Origin of the sequence: Oceanobacillus sp. FSL H7-0719, assembly GCF_045040795.1 — a bacterium.
Classification (GTDB): Bacteria; Bacillota; Bacilli; order Bacillales; family Amphibacillaceae; genus Oceanobacillus.
Genome location: NZ_CP150301.1, coordinates 40,556 through 57,643, shown reverse-complemented (window position 1 = coordinate 57,643; position 17,088 = coordinate 40,556). Strand labels below are relative to the sequence as shown.

15 protein-coding genes are annotated in these 17,088 nt (G+C 37.3%); 8 read left to right on the top strand and 7 right to left on the bottom strand.

Annotation, left to right across the window (positions count from 1 at the left end; all coding sequences use genetic code 11):
* Nucleotides 1-188 precede the first annotated feature (188 nt).
* From NST93_RS00245 to NST93_RS00235, 3 genes are all read right to left on the bottom strand, one after another.
* Nucleotides 189-3,044, bottom strand: coding sequence for an endo-1,4-beta-xylanase (locus NST93_RS00245; RefSeq protein WP_405100065.1), 2,856 nt, complete (start codon nucleotides 3,042-3,044; stop codon nucleotides 189-191).
* Between the two features lie 968 nt (nucleotides 3,045-4,012).
* Nucleotides 4,013-4,093: a putative holin-like toxin gene (locus NST93_RS00240; RefSeq protein WP_405103981.1), complete on the bottom strand. Its 81-nt coding sequence runs from the start codon at nucleotides 4,091-4,093 to the stop codon at nucleotides 4,013-4,015.
* Nucleotides 4,094-4,256: 163 nt separating this feature from the next.
* On the bottom strand, nucleotides 4,257-5,804 hold the full coding sequence (locus NST93_RS00235; RefSeq protein ID WP_405100063.1) for a class I adenylate-forming enzyme family protein: 1,548 nt from the start codon (nucleotides 5,802-5,804) through the stop codon (nucleotides 4,257-4,259).
* A gap of 325 nt (nucleotides 5,805-6,129) precedes the next feature.
* Between NST93_RS00235 and NST93_RS00230 the strand changes: the two genes are divergently transcribed.
* The 8 genes from NST93_RS00230 (at nucleotide 6,130) to NST93_RS00195 (ending at nucleotide 12,726) form a co-directional block, all read left to right on the top strand.
* Nucleotides 6,130-6,516: a DoxX family protein gene (locus tag NST93_RS00230; RefSeq protein ID WP_405100061.1), complete on the top strand. Its 387-nt coding sequence runs from the start codon at nucleotides 6,130-6,132 to the stop codon at nucleotides 6,514-6,516.
* A 407-nt stretch (nucleotides 6,517-6,923) separates the two neighbouring features.
* Nucleotides 6,924-7,529, top strand: coding sequence for a hypothetical protein (locus tag NST93_RS00225; protein WP_405100059.1), 606 nt, complete (start codon nucleotides 6,924-6,926; stop codon nucleotides 7,527-7,529).
* Nucleotides 7,516-7,734 (top strand): hypothetical protein, encoded by a 219-nt coding sequence (locus tag NST93_RS00220; protein ID WP_405100057.1) that lies wholly within the window; start codon nucleotides 7,516-7,518, stop codon nucleotides 7,732-7,734. Before NST93_RS00225 ends, NST93_RS00220 begins: the two co-directional genes overlap by 14 nt.
* A 152-nt stretch (nucleotides 7,735-7,886) precedes the next feature.
* Nucleotides 7,887-8,552, top strand: a complete 666-nt coding sequence (locus tag NST93_RS00215; RefSeq protein WP_405100055.1) for a hypothetical protein — start codon at nucleotides 7,887-7,889, stop codon at nucleotides 8,550-8,552.
* Nucleotides 8,553-8,882: 330 nt separating this feature from the next.
* Nucleotides 8,883-9,701 (top strand): DUF6792 domain-containing protein, encoded by an 819-nt coding sequence (locus NST93_RS00210; RefSeq protein ID WP_405100053.1) that lies wholly within the window; start codon nucleotides 8,883-8,885, stop codon nucleotides 9,699-9,701.
* Between the two features lie 227 nt (nucleotides 9,702-9,928).
* Complete coding sequence (locus NST93_RS00205; protein WP_405100051.1) at nucleotides 9,929-10,531, top strand: hypothetical protein; 603 nt, start codon at nucleotides 9,929-9,931, stop codon at nucleotides 10,529-10,531.
* Nucleotides 10,532-10,538: 7 nt separating this feature from the next.
* A complete protein-coding gene (locus NST93_RS00200; RefSeq protein ID WP_405100049.1) occupies nucleotides 10,539-12,383 on the top strand; it encodes a DUF6792 domain-containing protein in 1,845 nt (614 codons plus the stop codon).
* Nucleotide 12,384: 1 nt separating this feature from the next.
* Nucleotides 12,385-12,726: a hypothetical protein gene (locus NST93_RS00195; RefSeq protein ID WP_405100047.1), complete on the top strand. Its 342-nt coding sequence runs from the start codon at nucleotides 12,385-12,387 to the stop codon at nucleotides 12,724-12,726.
* Between the two features lie 82 nt (nucleotides 12,727-12,808).
* Here NST93_RS00195 and NST93_RS00190 read toward each other — a convergent pair whose 3' ends face one another.
* The 4 genes from NST93_RS00190 to NST93_RS00175 all read right to left on the bottom strand — a co-directional run bounded on the left by NST93_RS00190 (nucleotide 12,809) and on the right by NST93_RS00175 (nucleotide 17,031).
* On the bottom strand, nucleotides 12,809-15,406 hold the full coding sequence (locus tag NST93_RS00190) for a DEAD/DEAH box helicase family protein (protein WP_405100045.1): 2,598 nt from the start codon (nucleotides 15,404-15,406) through the stop codon (nucleotides 12,809-12,811).
* 133 nt (nucleotides 15,407-15,539) lie between these two features.
* Nucleotides 15,540-15,719 (bottom strand): hypothetical protein, encoded by a 180-nt coding sequence (locus tag NST93_RS00185; RefSeq protein WP_405100043.1) that lies wholly within the window; start codon nucleotides 15,717-15,719, stop codon nucleotides 15,540-15,542.
* Nucleotides 15,720-15,722: 3 nt separating this feature from the next.
* Nucleotides 15,723-15,854, bottom strand: coding sequence for a hypothetical protein (locus tag NST93_RS00180; protein WP_405100041.1), 132 nt, complete (start codon nucleotides 15,852-15,854; stop codon nucleotides 15,723-15,725).
* A 154-nt stretch (nucleotides 15,855-16,008) separates the two neighbouring features.
* Entirely contained in the window at nucleotides 16,009-17,031 is a 1,023-nt protein-coding gene (locus NST93_RS00175; RefSeq protein WP_405100039.1) for a Gfo/Idh/MocA family protein, read from the bottom strand.
* Nucleotides 17,032-17,088 lie beyond the last annotated feature (57 nt).

Here is a 17,088-nt window from a genome sequence, read left to right as displayed (position 1 = left end):
ATGAAAAATACTTTGTAATCGTTTTCATATTATTATACATTTATAGTAGCATTCTTTTTCGTTTTGTCAATAAATTCTATCAATTCTTTCTAATACTAATCTTTTTTTATTTAACTGATAGTAAACGAAAGCAAATAATAAAACGAGACGCCGTTAAAAAAACGGTGTCTCGCTTCGTCAATTACTGCTTAATCCCATACAATATAGCATTCACGAATCTGATCGTTGCCCTTAGTGTCCACATAAACTTTATATGGTCCCACCTGGTAAACATCTGCCGCGTTATTACGAATTAGCATTTCTTCAGTGAATGCCTCCTCCGTCGAACCATCAGAGTATATTTCCGTAACGACAACTGTCAGTCTGTTCTGGTTGCCCTTTAGCTTCTCTACTGTAGCCGCCGGTGTCGCGCTATCTACAGTGACTACTGGGAGTATTTTCGCACCAAGTATTTCGGAACCATCATAGACAACAACAGCATAATGCGCATCTCCGTCAACATCGCTACCTTTAACACTGATTATAGCTTCGCCGGCTACGAATGTCTCAGATGCCACTGAAACACCGTCCTTTTTCAACACGGCTTTGGAACCGTCGGGAACATTCGCCTTGACGGGGATATCGGTGTCGCGATTACTCACGATACGTTCCACTGACGAGATGTTTATTTCTACGCCGAGACTCTTTAAGTCTTCGGATAGATAGTCGGAAACGTATTCATATAGCTTAACCTTAAGGGCTTCATCGTTCTGCAGTGGGTCGACTTTCTTGGTAATGAAACCGTATTGATTTCCGAGCAACGCATAGGTGTCACCACTGGAACCGGTATGTGAAAATAGCGTCGTCTCGCCTGTATCGGCATCTATACCCGTGTTAAACCATACCGCTCGATCTAATGCACTATCTGCAATAGTTGAGTCTGCACGTAAAGCAGCCGTATCATCGCTACTCAAATCCCGATACATAATAGTCGGGGCGATAAGACCACCGTGAACGAGACTTAACATTGTGTATCCAGTATATCCGTTTTCTTTTGTGTATTGTCCCGGATCTGGGCTGGTTTGCTCATTAAAGATAAATCTCGTATTGTCCTGGATCAGCTCCGGTTCTATAATAATGTCGTCATCTATAGTGACAGGAGTACCTGCAAGTCCTCGTTTGTTAGTCGGCTTGACGGAGTCTACATTCATATTGGTCAGAGCCTGACCTGAGTTGACTGGAACAACGATATACGTATTACCAGATTCAATAGTTTTCGCTATTTTATAATAATTTTCCGGCGTATTCAAATCTGTAATACGCGTCGGAATAATCGGATTCCAGTTCTGATTCCACAGAGATTTATTCAAGGTCAATGTTTTCAAATAATCTTCGTCTATATTACTATCTGTATTAATAGTGAGCCTACCGCTTGTATGTTTTGGTAAGGACTCGAATTCCTTGCTGTTGAGCATTGCCAGTTTATCATCGTCCGTATTATAGAATGCCTGAAACAGTTTAGGTTCGGTTTCACCGTCACTGAAGCGGATATTAACGGATGAACTGTAGCCCGTATCCGGATAGTTTAAGTCTTTCTCCCATTCGGCGGTCATATGCCCGAAGTTTATTGTGTACGTCGTCAATGTATTCGGGGATTCCTTCCAGGCTATTTTTACCGTGGCCACGGCTGGATCTCCAGCTTTCACCGCGCCATTTTCTGAGTTGAGCGTAACGCTGACGTCAACATCATCGTCAGGGTATTCATGTGCAACGTTTGTAGCTGTGAAGTCAATGTTTGACACGTCCTTTGGCACGTTAACGTCAAATTCTGTTTTGCCTGCGACATTGAATTCATCACCATCGAAGTCAAACGACGTGAGCTTTGGCGGCACCTCATCAATTCCGAGATAGGCCTCCGGATTTATTATCGCCCAATATGCTTCTTTTGGTACACGATTAGAATCGAAAATCTGTGGGTAACCCGACCTGCGCCAGCTATTGTTATCATCCACGCCCCAGAATGTAACGCGTTCTATATCATTGGCGTACTTCTTATAGAGCGTGAACAGCTTGGCGTAGACTATCGCCTGCTCCTCCAATTGCGCCTCTGTAGGGGGAACACTGGTTGAAGTTCCGTTAAGTTGTACGTCGAGTTCGGTTATGCTAATCTCAGCCCCGGTTTCACTATATATTTGTAGTACTTTCTCTAGATTATCTACATTAAGTCTAGTGTTGTAATGCGCCTGTATCCCGATACCTTCAATCAGTTTCCTACCGTTTGCCTCAGGGTGTTCCTTTGCGTATTTTTCATTGAGTTCCTTGACCATTGAAGCAATCGCGATTGCTTTGTTAGGTAGTTCTTCGTCGTTAAAGTCATTGTAATACAGAGTTGTATCTGGATCAGCCTCACGTGCGAGCAAGAAGGCATCATAGACATAATCCCACCCGTTTCCACCGTTAGCATAAGCTTCATACCATCTGGCCGGTCGTTCCATTGGATTAATGCCGGAGCGAAGCGCATTTCGCCAATCTGTAGGATTTTCCGGATTATCCCTAAAAGCTTCGTTAACAACGTCCCAGGCATCGAGCTTATTATCACCCTCATTAAAGTGCCCAGCGACTGTCGAAATATATCTTTCCAAGCTTTCCTTTGCCTCTTCATAATTCAGACCACTTGGTGGCCAGCCAGCAGACTGATTATGCCATGCCAGCGCATGTCCTAACGTAAAGAAACCGTCGGCATTTACTTGAGTTAACATATTGTCGGCTGACGTGAAATTCGGTTCGCCAGTTGAATCCGGCCATAAGGAGTCCGGTTTCGTAGCGTTTTCTGGTGTCAGTGCGTTATAGTGGAACTTCATAAAATCATATTTCTCTACATTGTTTAAGTCTGACGGATTTACAACATTACCGATCATGAAATAGTCCTTGTAGACTTCTTTTAGCGGTACAACCTCTGCAGCAGATGAAGCATTAATGTCTGTCTTTGCGGTACTGGTAAACACAACCAAGATAAAAGCCAGTAACAAAGAATACCTCAATAGATTTCCAACTTTTTTCTTCAATAAAGTTCATCCCTTTCATAACTTTGATTTTTTTATGCCACTACCTACATTATTGAACGCCCTAGCACTCTCTCGAAAAAATATATTTCTGTTATTCCCCTTCGTGCGAAACACCTCCCTTTTAGCCCGTATTTTTTGTTATTCTATGTCTGTAATTGTTATATTCGATATTAAAAAGGTAAGTCCTGCTTTCAAATCAAAAATAATTGAAAGTATTTTTATTATGAAGGTAAATAAACAAAAGGATATGAAAGGTAGTAATAGACTTTTTGCGATTATCTTGACAAAGTACTATACATTAGACGAACTAGACGAGATGATAAAAAATGTATCGAGGATATACAAAACGAAGAAAAAAATAAGCATTATAAAGTGTGGTTATCTCTAAAAAAAACAGCAGAACTTTTAATATTGCATATATTGATAAATGGATACGTTTACTTTTTCATGCTTTCTTTTTGTGTAAAAAGTGGGATAAGCTAGCACCTTCCGACCGAATATGATAGGTGGAGAAAACAAAGGTGAGCACTTCTACTGTTTCAAGTTTAAATAAATGAATGAATGAAACAAGAGAACCGTCCCCATACATCTAATTGGCTTCGTAAACTAGAATACTTAACATAGTTAGCCAGCTTTTGATATATGAAAAAGGATGATAAGCAAGAACGAGGAAAAAGGCAGGCTCCTGCACACCATGACCTTATTACTGTACGATTACAGTTGTCGGGGTCTGATCCTTAAAATGAGTAAATGTTTATTTTGCTGACGTGGTGAAAAACTAATCCAATGTTAAAGTTTATTTTACAATATAAATAGGGTATACTTAATGTAGATAATCATAATATAAGAAAAGACCACCTCATGCTGTTAACATGAAGCGGTCTAGCGTGTAACAGCCCTTCAAGGGGGCAACTCGCAAAGTTTGGTACAAATATAACCACCCTATCGCTGAGCAGGCTCAAGGGTGGTTATTTCTTTTTTTCTGACAATATTGCAACGATAAGCGCCCCGAATGTGAGCATCATAATCATTGATTCAAATACTGTCATAAGACATCACCTCCTTTCCTTTAAAAAGGAAAGAAAGCGAGTCACCACCCATGAAAGCCTTATTACACTGTTTTTATTATACCACATCCGAACATTTGTTTCTATTTCGATGTGAACTTCTTGTCTAATTAAACTTTCTACTCAACCGAATAAAGACTCCAAATCAATTCGTAACATTTTTAATATATTTCTCTCTCAATTGATATTTTAATAGCTTACCTTGCAGACTCCTAGGTAGTTCATCCACAAAATCAACACTATGTGGAATCTTGTATTTAGCTAATTTCCCATTACAGAACTCTAATATATCCTCTTCATTTATATCTGCACCTTCGCGCAAAACAACTATTGCAATTGGTACCTCGCCCCACTTTTCATCTGGCACACCAATTACTGCAACATCAGCAATGTTAGTATGCTCATGTAATACTTCTTCAATTTCCGCTGGATAAACATTAATCGCACCGGAAAGAATCATATCCTGTTCACGATTAACAATATAGTAGAAGCCCTCTTCGTCCTGAACCCCTATATCACCTAAACCAAGCCACTCTCCCCGAAATGATTCAGCTGTAGCTTCAGGCTTTTTATAATACTCGTCACACAATGTAATGCCTTTTACGAAAAATGCTCCTGCTTCACCAGGTTGGACTTTATTTCCTTCGTCATCAAGAAGCTTTACCTCCATACCAAGCATTGGAACTCCGACAGACCGCTTCTTTTCGCTTTGTTTCTCTGGAAAAAGGTTTGCAGCACCGCCAAGTTCAGTTGCACCGTAAAATTCATTTAAGTCTGCAGAATCAAAATACGTTAAAACTTTCTTCTTTGTACTTGTATGCAAAGGGGCTCCTACTGAAATTATAGATTTCAATGAGGAAACATCGTACTTGTTTCTAATCTCTTCTGGCAGTGAAAAAATAGCCTCAAACATTGGCGGTGCTAAAAAAGTAGTCGTAGGCTTTTCATTTGTAATTGCCTCTAACACTTCGATTGGATGAAACCTTTCCACAATATGAACGGGATTTCCTACATAAAAGTTTGGTATTGCGATTCCAAAAGCAGCAGCACCATATAAAGGTCCAGAAGCTAACGCTTTTCCATTTCTCCCAATCGCAAATTCAATGCTGAAAAGCAAAGCGACCAAATATAAGCTCCGATGAGAACGAACAGCGCCTTTTGGACGTCCTGTCGTCCCTCCCGTGTACATAATTGATATCATATCTAGCTCATCTATAGCTTCGGATGGTGTAGGTTCCTCAACCGAAAAGTGAGAATTCCATTCTTCATATTCAAAAGCAGCAGCATCGCTCGCATTGCCAAGGCTTATAAATTCGTCTGTCGTTTTAACTTGATCCTGAATGCTAATAATATCATTAGAAAACCGACTATCAAAAATCAACACACGAGATTCTGAATCATCTAATACATGCTGAATTTCACGGCTTACAAACCGGGAATTTATAGGAACAAAAACCGCACCGATTTTGCTACATGCATACACAATTTCAAACAATTGATTACAATTCAATAACATAAAAGCTACTTTGTCACCTTTTTCAACTCCTATACTCTGTAAAGCATGACTCAATTGATTGATACGATTATTAAACTGTTGATATGTAAATCTCTTATCCTTAAAAGAAATTGCCTCTTCTTCTGCATAGCGTGTTGCATTTGATTTTATCGGATCACTAAAGATCATATGTTGCATAAATAAATCCCCCTTTAAATAACTATTTTATTTTTCTTGTTTGATACTCTTAATCAAATGAAATCGCATTCATTTTTTATGTTTGTTACAGCCTTTATCATGACACGAATGCAGGAGTCCACTTCCCTTTCTAAACAATATGATTATTTGACTATTTTGAAGATACTTATTTTACAGTCTAATACATCTCTCGCATATGTTTAAGTGTTTTGTATATGGTATTTAATTCATTTTTAACTATAATCAAAAATATTCGTCAAGCTTGTCTCTAATGATGCATAAGCATAACTATAAAGCATGAAAAATAATGGAGGTGTTTTTCCTTATGCAGATGAAAAAGTGGATTTGTTATGCGGTAGGTTATGTATTTATAACATCAGGAATAAGTAAATTAGTTGTTCATGATTTCAAAGGAATGTTTGCCAACCTCGGGTTACCTTATCCAGAATTAATATTATTTCTAGTAGCAATACTCGAGTTATCCTGTGGATTATTAATTGCTAGTAGAATGTATATCAAGCAAGCCACTCCCCCACTTATACTTATTATGATCGTCGCTATTATTCTCACAAAAGTCCCCAATATATCAAGTAACGGACTCTTATCCTTCGCTTTTGAAGCAAGACTAGATATCGTAATGCTTATTTTATTATTCCTAGTCTGGAAACATGGGGAAACACGGGGACGGCTCTCGCGTTTCATAGAAAAATGAACCATCCCCCATTTCTATAATAATGGATAAATAATGAACACTATAAATAGATATTAACTACTCATAGTGTTTTTTGATGTATGTGTATGTATTTTCGGACCAACATTAAAAACCTTGTAAGAATCTGCTTTGATAATTAAAGGACATTTTAGAATAAGAGATATATTTCATGAAAAATAGTATTATAAACTTAACACTATAAACATCCGAAAAGAACGATACCTAAGGAACTCATTTCATTAAAAACACCTTTCACCCTTCCATTCCCCTCTGTTCCTTATTATACTTATCACCAGAAGACTAAATTATCTTTTTATTGTTAATTCGATGTTATTGGAGGCTAGAATGTGAAAAATTGGACGTATATAATATTACTTATGTCAATCATTCTACTAGGAGGCTGCCAAGTGAACAATGAAGTTCAAACGAAGAAACCGTCAGAAATGAATCCAGGCGATTTGCCAGATGGCCGAGCATTTGAAGATGAATTTACGCGTGGTTTTCTACAATCGACGAACGAAACAAGGCCTGGTTACTACCCTTTTCTATCAGGTACTGGAAAGTATGAAATGGATTTCCCCTTCGATGCAACAATAGATGAACACGGCTACGCTCTAAAAGATAAAGATTATGAAGGTCTATTTATTGGAGTAGACGCTGGTGAGATTAAAAGTTCAATTAGATTAAACTTTAGTTCATTACACGAAAAGGGAAGAGAAGATACTATCTTAGATATGATTAACCATCAATTTAATGACGAACTTTTATTTGATGAATTTACTTCAAGAGGTAGCAATTTATATCTCTCTTATTTTCAAGATGACGAAACATATTTTGGTTATGCTGGATATTTACAAAATGAAGCAGAAAGCGGTGGAATAAGAATTCTATATGAGTCAGAATGTATTCTTGGTAAAGAAGAATGTGCGGGAATAATAGCTGAAGCTAAAGATATGATGAAACAGCAAATTGAGTCCATTCAATTTATTGGAGAATCCAATGAAAGCAAATGAGCATTATATAAGTGAAAATGTGATATCCACTAATGAGATGATAATACCTATGGTTGATTTGGAATATAAGAGTCTCAATGAAAAAGAGTTCGAAAAAAGGAAGAAAAATGTATATAGAAGAATATGGAAGTGGATTGAATGCGAATATAGAAATATTCCAGTCCTCGGCTTCTGTGAATCTAATTATAAAAAAGACTGGGTATGATAGGACTTCACACCAAAAGAACTATTCCTTAAGAACCCATTTCATTAAAAACCCCTTTCACCCTTCCATTCCCCTCTGGTCATTATTATACTTATCACCAGAAGACTAAATTATCTTTTTATTGTTAATTCGATGTTATTGGAGGCTAGAATGTGAAAAATTGGGCGTATGTGATTTTATTCATATCAATCATTCTATTAGGAGGCTGCCAAGTGAACAATGAAGATCAAACGAAGAAACCGTCAGAATTGAGTCCAGACGGATTACCAAACGTAAGGGCATTCGAGGATGAATTTACGCGTGAATTCTTACAATCAACGGAAGAAACAAGAACTGGTTTCTATCCTTTTTTATCTGGGACCGGGAAGTATGAAATGGATTTTCCTTTAAATGGAATGATAGATGGGCGTGGCTATGCATTAAAGGAGAAGGATTATGAAGGTATATTTATAGGAATAGATGAAGGCGAGCTGAAAAGTTCACTTAGCCTAAACTATTATTCAACAGATGGAAAAGGGCGAGAAGATTTGAAATTAGACATGATTAATGATCGAATCAATCAGGAACTTGAATATGAAAAATTACCTTCTGAAAATCAGACCTTATATCTTTCTTATTTTGAGATGGACGGACCATATCATGGCTATGCAGGCTTTTTGCAAAATGAAGCAGAGAATGGCGGGATAGAAATTATATATCAAACTGAATGTGTTGTTTCCAAGGAAGAATGTGAGGAATTGAAGACTGAAAGTAAAGCTAGAATGAAAGAACAGATTGAGTCGATTCAATTTACTTTAGAATCAAATGAAAGCGAATGAGTAATCTATGAGTGAAAATCTTATATCTACTAATGAGATTACGCATGGTTGATTTGGAATATAAGGGTCTCAATGTATAGTGCAAAATTAAAGTACACAAGATTGCAAGAGCAACTGCTCAAAATTGCAAAGAGAAAATACATAGCAAAATTACCTACTATTTGACATGGAGAGGCAAGCATGATAGCCTGCTGCGGAAGAGCCAGATCCCTTGGAGTATCTGGCTCCTTGGCTCTTGAATCATGCTTGTAGAGGCTCCTTGTCAAATATCAAAAGTGGTTATGTATTTTTCGTTGCAAAACTATGTACAGGATCTTTGCAATTTTATGTATGGTTAAAATGCAAAACACAGGTCTCAAGGAAGAAGATTTTAAAAGTAAACTAAAACAACTGTATATAGAAGAATATGGAAAGGAAATTGATGCGAATATAGAAATATTTCATACTTCGAAGTCTGAGAATCCGGATATAAAAGATACTGGATATGATGGGACAGCGGTTCATTTTTATTCTGAAAAAGGAGGGATTAATGAACTCTATGTCATTTCTCAAGGAACCCAAGATATGAAGGATTGGGAATATAATCTTAAGGCTATGTTTGCAGGTCTGGAATACCCTCAAGCTAGAGCCACTAACTTATTTACTGAGGAAGTTATTCATCGCCTTGAAACTAAAGATGAATTAAGTATCATCGGCCTATCTCATTCTTTAGCTCATAATAATAACACGACTGCACATCTACTTCATGATACTTTTGATAAAGTTTATAGTGTTAATGGTGCTCAAACTAACTATTATCAACTATATTATGCTGATAAATACTTTGCAGAAAAACTAAATAAAAGGTTCTCCATTCCTGTGACTGATGAATATGCCATCTACAACCTAGACCCCACAAAACTCGAAGCATTCGCAAAAGACTACTGCGCAGACAAAGCAGATAACATTCACCAAGTCATTTCACTCGATGATCCCCTCTATGCCGTTAGTGGAACACGTGGATTTTTTACGCTTGGTGGGGTGAAGTATATTGATATAAATCCAGATTATCCCGGTCTGCGCAGAGTCTTTGATGATATCCTGGATCACGTCATACAGGATTTCCAAACATTAGCCATTCAGTACACAACAGTCTCCCAGGAGGATTAGTCTCGTACACTTCTTACTATAAACACCCCAAAAGAACTATACCTTAAGAACCCATTTCATTAAAAACCCCTTTCACCCTTCCATTCCCCTCTGTTCCTTATTATACTTATCACCAGAAGACTAAATTGTCTTTTTATTGTTAATTCGATGTTATTGGAGGCTAGAATGTGAAAAATTGGAAGTATGTGATTTTATTCATTTCAATCATTCTACTAGGAGGCTGCCAAGTGAACAATGAAGATCAAACGAAGAAACCGTCGGAAATGAATCCAGAAGAATTGCCAGATGGCCGAGCATTTGAAGATGAATTCACTCGTGATTTTTTACAATCGACAGAAGAATCAAAACCTGGTTATTATCCATTTCTATCAGGAACCGGGAAGTATAAAATGGACTTTCCCCTGGAAGGTACAGTAGGTGAACAAGGCTATGCTCTAAAAGATAAAGATTATGAAGGTCTATTTATTGGGGTAAATGCTGGTGATATTCACAGTGCAATAAGATTAAACTATTATTCAACAGATGAAAAAGGACGTGAAGATTCGAAATTAGACATGATTAATGACCGAATAGGTCAGGAACTTGAATATGATAAATACACTTCGGAAAACAGCACATTATATCTCTCCTATTTTGAAACTGAAATGTATTATGGCTATGCAGGTTTTTTGCAAAATGAAGCAGAAAATGGCGGCATAAGAATTATATATCAAACGGAATGTGTTGCTAGTAAAGAAAAATGTGAGGCTATAAAAGCCGAGAGTATAGATGTGATGAAAAATCAGATTGAGTCAATTCAATTTACTTTAGAATCAAATGAAGGCGAATGATTAATCTATGAGTGAAAATCTTATATCTACTAATGAAACGAGAATGCGTATGGTTGATTTGGAATATGAGGGTCTCAATGAAGAGGATTTTAAAAGTAAGATAAAACAAATGTATATAGAGGAATATGGAAATGAAATGAATGCTAATATAGAAATATTTCAATCATCGGCTTTTGACGTTCCAGAAATAAAAGATTCTGGCTATGATGGAACTGCAGTTCATTTTTATTCTGAAAAGGAAGGCATTAATGAACTTTATGTCATTTCCCAAGGAACTCAAGATGTAAAGGATTGGGAATATAATATTAAGGCCATGTTTGCTGGTTTAGACTCTTCCCAAGCTGAAGCAACCAACTTATTTACTGAAGAAGTGATAAATTGCGTTGAAACGAAAAGTGAATTAAGTGTTATAGGTCTTTCCCATTCTTTAGCTCATAATAATAACACAACAGCACATCTAGCTTTTGATACTTTTGATAAAGTTTATAGTTTTAACGGTGCCCAAACGAACTATTATCAACTTTATTATGCTGATCCAGAATTCGCGGAGGAACTGAATAAAAATTTTTCCTTACCTACTTATGATGAAAATGCCATCTACAACCTAGATCCCACAAAACTCGAAGCATTCGCAAAAGACTACTACGCAGACAAAGCAGATAACATTCACCAAGTCATTTCACTCGATGATCCCCTCTATGCCGTTAGTGGAACACGTGGATTTTTTACGCTCGGTGAGGTGGATTATATTGATACAAATCCAGATTATCCTGGTCTGCGCAGAGTCTTTGATGATATTCCAGATCACGTCATACAGGATTTTCAAGCATTAGCCATCCAATATACGACAGCCTCCCAGGAGGGTGGATTAGATGCGGCGATATACGATATTCTAGGTGTTGATATGGAACTCGTTCGTCAGTTTAAGGATGAAAACGTAATTAAAGTGTATGCGACGAAACAATCTGAATGGGATACCATGATTAGAAATTTGAATGATAAAGTCCCGGAATTATTGTCACATATCCAAACGATTACAAATAATGCAGACGTTATTTTCGGCCGCCTAGAGGACGCTGGATATATCACAGGAAAGCAAAAAGAAATACTTGTCACGGAGATAACCCAAATTGAAAAGGCACTTGTAGCGATACAAACAACGATAGAAGAAAACGTAGAGATTCGAGATAACGGTAAATTTTTTGCACAATTAGGTGGAGATGCTGAATCTGTTCTGAATATTTTCATTTATATATACTCCATTCGTAAAAGTCTAGATACATTAAACGAGGAGGATTTTCTAGAAATCTTGAATAGGATAGGAGATAGTCATGGAATCTTAGAATTGTTAGAATCCCTATCTGGAGGAAAGAAATCATATATAGGACCAGATATGATTCTTACAGCAACTAGTGGAAAAAAAGAAATCAGAGTGAATATGTCTGCCGCCCTTCAAATGTATCAACAAGGCTCGAGCGTATTACAAGAAAAGGAAACCGAAATAGTGCAATTCTCCAAGACTATCGAAATGGAAATAATGGATGCTTACAAGGACGAAAGAAGAAAAGTCATTCAGAAAATAAATGATATGGAAGGAAGCCCGCGTCTGTATCATCATCTACTTGCCAAGCATGGATTGTTTCCGACATTCACGAAAAAAATTACAAGTATCCGAGTACATGAAGTACTATATCCACTCGAACAAGCAGACCTCCATCAAGAAATACATACATTAAGAGAATCGGTGGAAAAAGCACGCTTACAAATAGAAGGATATCGCAAAGCAATTGAATCGTTGTTTGATGAGGATGAGCGTATCTCTAAACAGTTTGACTTAATGAGGGGTGTGTAAAATGAGTGAGACGCATTCAATCACAGTTAAGGAAGATTTACTTCCATGGGAAGACTTTTCATATAAAAAGAAAGCTCTAAGAATATACGCAGATCGTATTGGCGAGTGTAATACCGAATTTTTCTCGCTCGTAAATAAAGTTTTTATTGACGAAGGACAAAAGGGAGAAATAGTCGATGAGATGATTCTGAAAACAAAACAGCTAGAGGTCAGGAATACGAATCTACTTTTGGACGTCAATATAAAAATTGGACAAATAGTTAATCGATTCGATGAGCAAGTAGACGAAATGAAACAACAGCGAATCACAATAACCTATGAAAATGAATTTGCTATAAAGTAATAGGAAAAATAACAATCAAACATTTCACTTTCAAAAAATCTGCAACGCGGGGACTGTTGCCCCGTGTTGCCCGTGTTGCACCCTATCGCCACTCACTAATTCTTTCTGATTTCTCCATAAAAATTGCTGACATCGATCTTGTTCTAGCTGTTAGTAAATGTTGTCTTCCTTCTCTCGTCCGGGTATAAATATATGTTGCTTTATCCATATGTTTCTCCCAGTTTTCAAGAAATATTTCTACATATTCTTTCTTTCTACCAATTTCCTCTGGTATCGAATGATAGTCTTCTTTTTTGATAAAACGTCCAGAACGGCGATATAATACATAACGCGGATTTTCAATCGGATCCATAAATTCCTGCAATGCTTCTGTAAATAGTCTCTGTTCCTTGATTGTTCCCTTTTCTAGCCAAATGTGGACTTCGCCAAAAGGACCTTCTTCAACTTGGAATATTCCATCGTCATAAGATGTTTTTATATGACCAATCGCATGCAATGTTTCATATATCACCAGAGCTACTTCTTTCATATGCCTTTCTAAAGACATATTTCGAATCAGTCCCTTGATTGCCTTATAAATATAAGGAGAAGAAATAATCATTCCCATTAGAATTCCTACTAGAATACGCATTCTGATATCTTCTGTCGTTTGTGGACGCGTACCAAATGGCATTTGGACGATTGTTATGATTGCAGTGATGATTATTGCTTTCAATGTATTTCCAAATACGAATGGACGCGGTAATTTTTGTTTATCGGTATATAAAACTTCCTTCTTTATACCCTCCTCCTTTACAGCTCCCTGCCAGCGTTCACTTAAAATTTGACGCCGACTCGCACGTTCTATAGTTTCGCCGTTTTGTGAAGTAATCGCATTTTTCGTTTGTAAAGGAAGTGTTATCTCCATTCGCTTGATTCCTGTTGTAATTATTGGCTTCGTCGTATGTAATCCCATTAAACTATCAAACCTTCGAACAAGGGAAAGATAATCATATCCGCCATCTAATTCCTCTTGATCCATACAAACAAGATGCCATATATTTGCAGTCTTCTTTTGATTGCCTAACTCCGATCGGATCGCTCGTCCACGCATCTGGTTCGACAACATATAGGAACCAACATAAGATGCAAGGATGAGAGCATTAATTGCTGGGGCATCCCAGCCTTCACCAAGCAATGCTGCTGTTCCAATAACACAATTAATTTCTCCCGACTCAAAGACTGCCGTTAATACACTCACCATCATCGCATTCGAAGTTGTCTTCCATGTTAACTGGACATACGCTTCATCATGTTCCAAAGGAGTTAAATAATATTCAAATCCTCTTTGGTCAGCCTCTTTCTCTAATGAGCAAATCGCTGATTTTGGAATAATGACAATCGATCCTGTCAGCACCGCAAGTTTCCGGTCCACTCTCTTTTCTCTCCGTAATGATTCAAAGATAGGAATGACCCCGAGACGCATTAAGGAATTTTTATCATCCTTTGTTTTAGGCAAATCTTCTTTATAAATAAAATCCGTTAAAATGACAATTCGTGCGGCTTCTTTTAAAACATCCATTTCAAATGCAACAATCTTTTCAATGCTTTTAAGTTTTGAGACACTTCTAGTCAACGTCTTTTTAATCGCACTATTCGTTTTTAACGTAACAACCCGTCTCTCAATCGCACCAATTCGCGATAAATGTTTACGAATCGAAACAATTTCCTCATGCTCTTTAAAATAATCATCTTTATAAATAATTTCTGTTAGCATCTCTTCCAGCCACTCGGCATTTAATATTGGTAATTCCGTTTTGGTTTTTGTGACTCTTTTTAAAACCGATTGCCAATCTTCCATGCCGACTTCTTTTAAATACATCATCATGCTGAAAAAATAATTTGGATTTTCAAGTATTTCTTCCATATTGTCTTCTGTATGTTGAATAAAAGGATGATTCTTCAGTAATGCTTTCAATACTTCATTATGTAAAATATTCTGTATGAATTCTGTTACATTACTATGATATGCAAGAATTGGCTCATTCTCCAATGTCGTCGGTGCGGAAAAGTAAATATAGTCCTGATGTGCGCACAACTCCCCCTCTCGCACTAATTCTGGTACATAGATTTCCGCATCAATCGGACCACATAACTGGATATATCGCTGCCATTCCTGGATGCTAGCGTCATATGGAGGTGTTGCAGTTAGAGAAACGATTGAGGGGTTCTTCATTTGCCCGATGAAAGAAAGCGTGCTCTCCCACCAAGCTGTACGTAAATGATGTGCCTCATCAAGAATCAATGTTTGAAAAGGAAACTCCTTTAAGCGCTCCCTTTCTTCACTTGATCCCTCTTCATTCCGATACACTTGGTGCAAAGCTTGATAGGTCGTCACCGTGACAAATTTAGGATGCTTGATATCCGTTGTGATCCAGTCTGGAATAGCTTCAATTTGTAAAAATAATTGAACAAACCGATCAATCCACTGATTTCTAATCGCTAGAGTAGGAGCAATGATGAGTGTCGCTTTGTTTAATTGAAGCATTACCTCAAGCCCCAACACCGTCTTCCCAGAACCAGGTGGCGCAACTAAATGGAACTTATCGTTTTGTAAATGATGATGTAGTTCATCGAGTGCCCTTTTTTGATAAGAACGCCATGGGTAGCGGAATTGGATTTCTTTATTGAATGTTTTCATAGGGGTGCCTCCTTTCTTTTAAAATAGTTGAAGAGATAACCTCCCAAAAAATGTTATTCGTTCGTAAAGCAATTATTATAAATGAGCAGAATAGCAAATTGTTACTATAATTCTTATCGTGTCCCTATTTATTTTAACTGTTTTTCCCCTTCCCTTCACGAATGCCTTGGAGCCAACGCTCATATTCTTCAACGTTCCAACTCTCTTTCTCTGCAGCCTCCACTGCCTTTTCCGCATAAAAAATAGCCTTATCCACGTTTACATTAACTGCTATGTCTGCTAACCCTCGATAAACTTGTGGATTAGCAGACATAGTCTAATCTTTTCTCCAAAACATAAAGTGCTTCTTTATATCTTCTAATTGGATATAAATATCGGCTAATATCCGAAATACCATTGGTGCTTCATTGAAAAACTCACCTTTTTCATCCAGATATTGTAAAATCATTTCCTCTGCTCGACTGAGATTACCCGAAAGTTAGTTTTAACTATTACCTTACTCATTATTTTTATTGTATATCGTGAAATTGACATATGCAGCCTTTATGCTTTATTTAACTGCAGGCCTTATAAACAACAATCCATAAAAGGACCATCTTCAACTACAACTTAATGATCCTCTTTTCCTCCTTCGATTCTAATGAAGCGAGAATCACTTCTAAGGATCGTTTTCCTTCTTCTCCCGTAATTAATGGTGGCTTATTATTCAAAATACAATCCACAAAATGATCAATGACATGGGAGTCAGTTTGTCCAGCCTCTTCATTGGTCTGAATTTTGTCCAATTCATACTTCACCACTTCTCCATTTGTGTACTGTACAATCAAAGAATAGTCTGGGTCTTCTTCTAAGCGAAGGATGGCTTTTTCTCCGTAAATAACAGTAGAATTATCACCACTCATCTTATAGGACCAGCTTGCTGTTAATGTACCAATCGCACCATTTTCCATTTTCAGTATACTTACTGCATTATCATCTACTTGACTGTGATCCTTCGCACTTGTTTCGACCATGGCACCAACTTCACTTACTTCACCAAGCAAATAACGAATAAGATCTGCTTTATGGACACCAAGGTCACCCAAAGCGCCAATAACCGCTTGTTCCCCATTAAAGAACCAGCTTTCCTTACCATCAATACTCCAGCCTTCTGGACCTCCATGGCCAAATGTCGTTCTAAAGCTATACACTTTTCCTACTTCCCCACTGTCGATTAACTGTTTTGCTTTTTGATGGGAAGAAACAAAACGCTGGTTATGACCAATCATTAGTGTTTTGTCACTTTCCTCAGCAGCTTGAATCATTTCATTCGCTTCCATTACAGTAGTTGCCATTGGCTTTTCACAAAGGACATGCTTTCCAGCTTTTAGTGAAGCAACTGAAACAGGTGCATGAAGATAGTTTGGCAGGCAAACACTGATCACATCAATCTCTTCTAATTTCAATAGTTCTTCATAATCCGTAAAGGCCTGGGCTTGATATTTCTCGCCTATTTCTTTCGCACGATTTTTTACAACATCACATACCGCCACAATTTCTGTATGCTCATTAGCATCATATTCTATTAAATGACGTTTTTGGGCAATACTTCCACAACCTATAACCCCAACTTTTAATTTCCCCATTATCCATAACCTCCATTAATTTTATTTATTTAATCAATTTCATAATAAGGATTTATC

Bases quoted from the DNA above. Each gene is read 5' to 3' on its own strand.
- NST93_RS00235 (WP_405100063.1), bottom strand. From the start codon at position 5,804: ATGCAACATATGATCTTTAGTGATCCGATAAAATCAAATGCAACACGC.
- NST93_RS00180 (WP_405100041.1), bottom strand. From the start codon at position 15,854: ATGATTTTACAATATCTGGATGAAAAAGGTGAGTTTTTCAATGAAGCA.
- NST93_RS00190 (WP_405100045.1), bottom strand. From the start codon at position 15,406: ATGAAAACATTCAATAAAGAAATCCAATTCCGCTACCCATGGCGTTCT.
- NST93_RS00200 (WP_405100049.1), top strand. From the start codon at position 10,539: ATGAGTGAAAATCTTATATCTACTAATGAAACGAGAATGCGTATGGTT.
- NST93_RS00210 (WP_405100053.1), top strand. From the start codon at position 8,883: ATGGTTAAAATGCAAAACACAGGTCTCAAGGAAGAAGATTTTAAAAGT.
- NST93_RS00195 (WP_405100047.1), top strand. From the start codon at position 12,385: ATGAGTGAGACGCATTCAATCACAGTTAAGGAAGATTTACTTCCATGG.
- NST93_RS00240 (WP_405103981.1), bottom strand. From the start codon at position 4,093: ATGACAGTATTTGAATCAATGATTATGATGCTCACATTCGGGGCGCTT.
- NST93_RS00220 (WP_405100057.1), top strand. From the start codon at position 7,516: ATGAAAGCAAATGAGCATTATATAAGTGAAAATGTGATATCCACTAAT.
- NST93_RS00175 (WP_405100039.1), bottom strand. From the start codon at position 17,031: ATGGGGAAATTAAAAGTTGGGGTTATAGGTTGTGGAAGTATTGCCCAA.
- NST93_RS00230 (WP_405100061.1), top strand. From the start codon at position 6,130: ATGCAGATGAAAAAGTGGATTTGTTATGCGGTAGGTTATGTATTTATA.
- NST93_RS00185 (WP_405100043.1), bottom strand. From the start codon at position 15,719: ATGTCTGCTAATCCACAAGTTTATCGAGGGTTAGCAGACATAGCAGTT.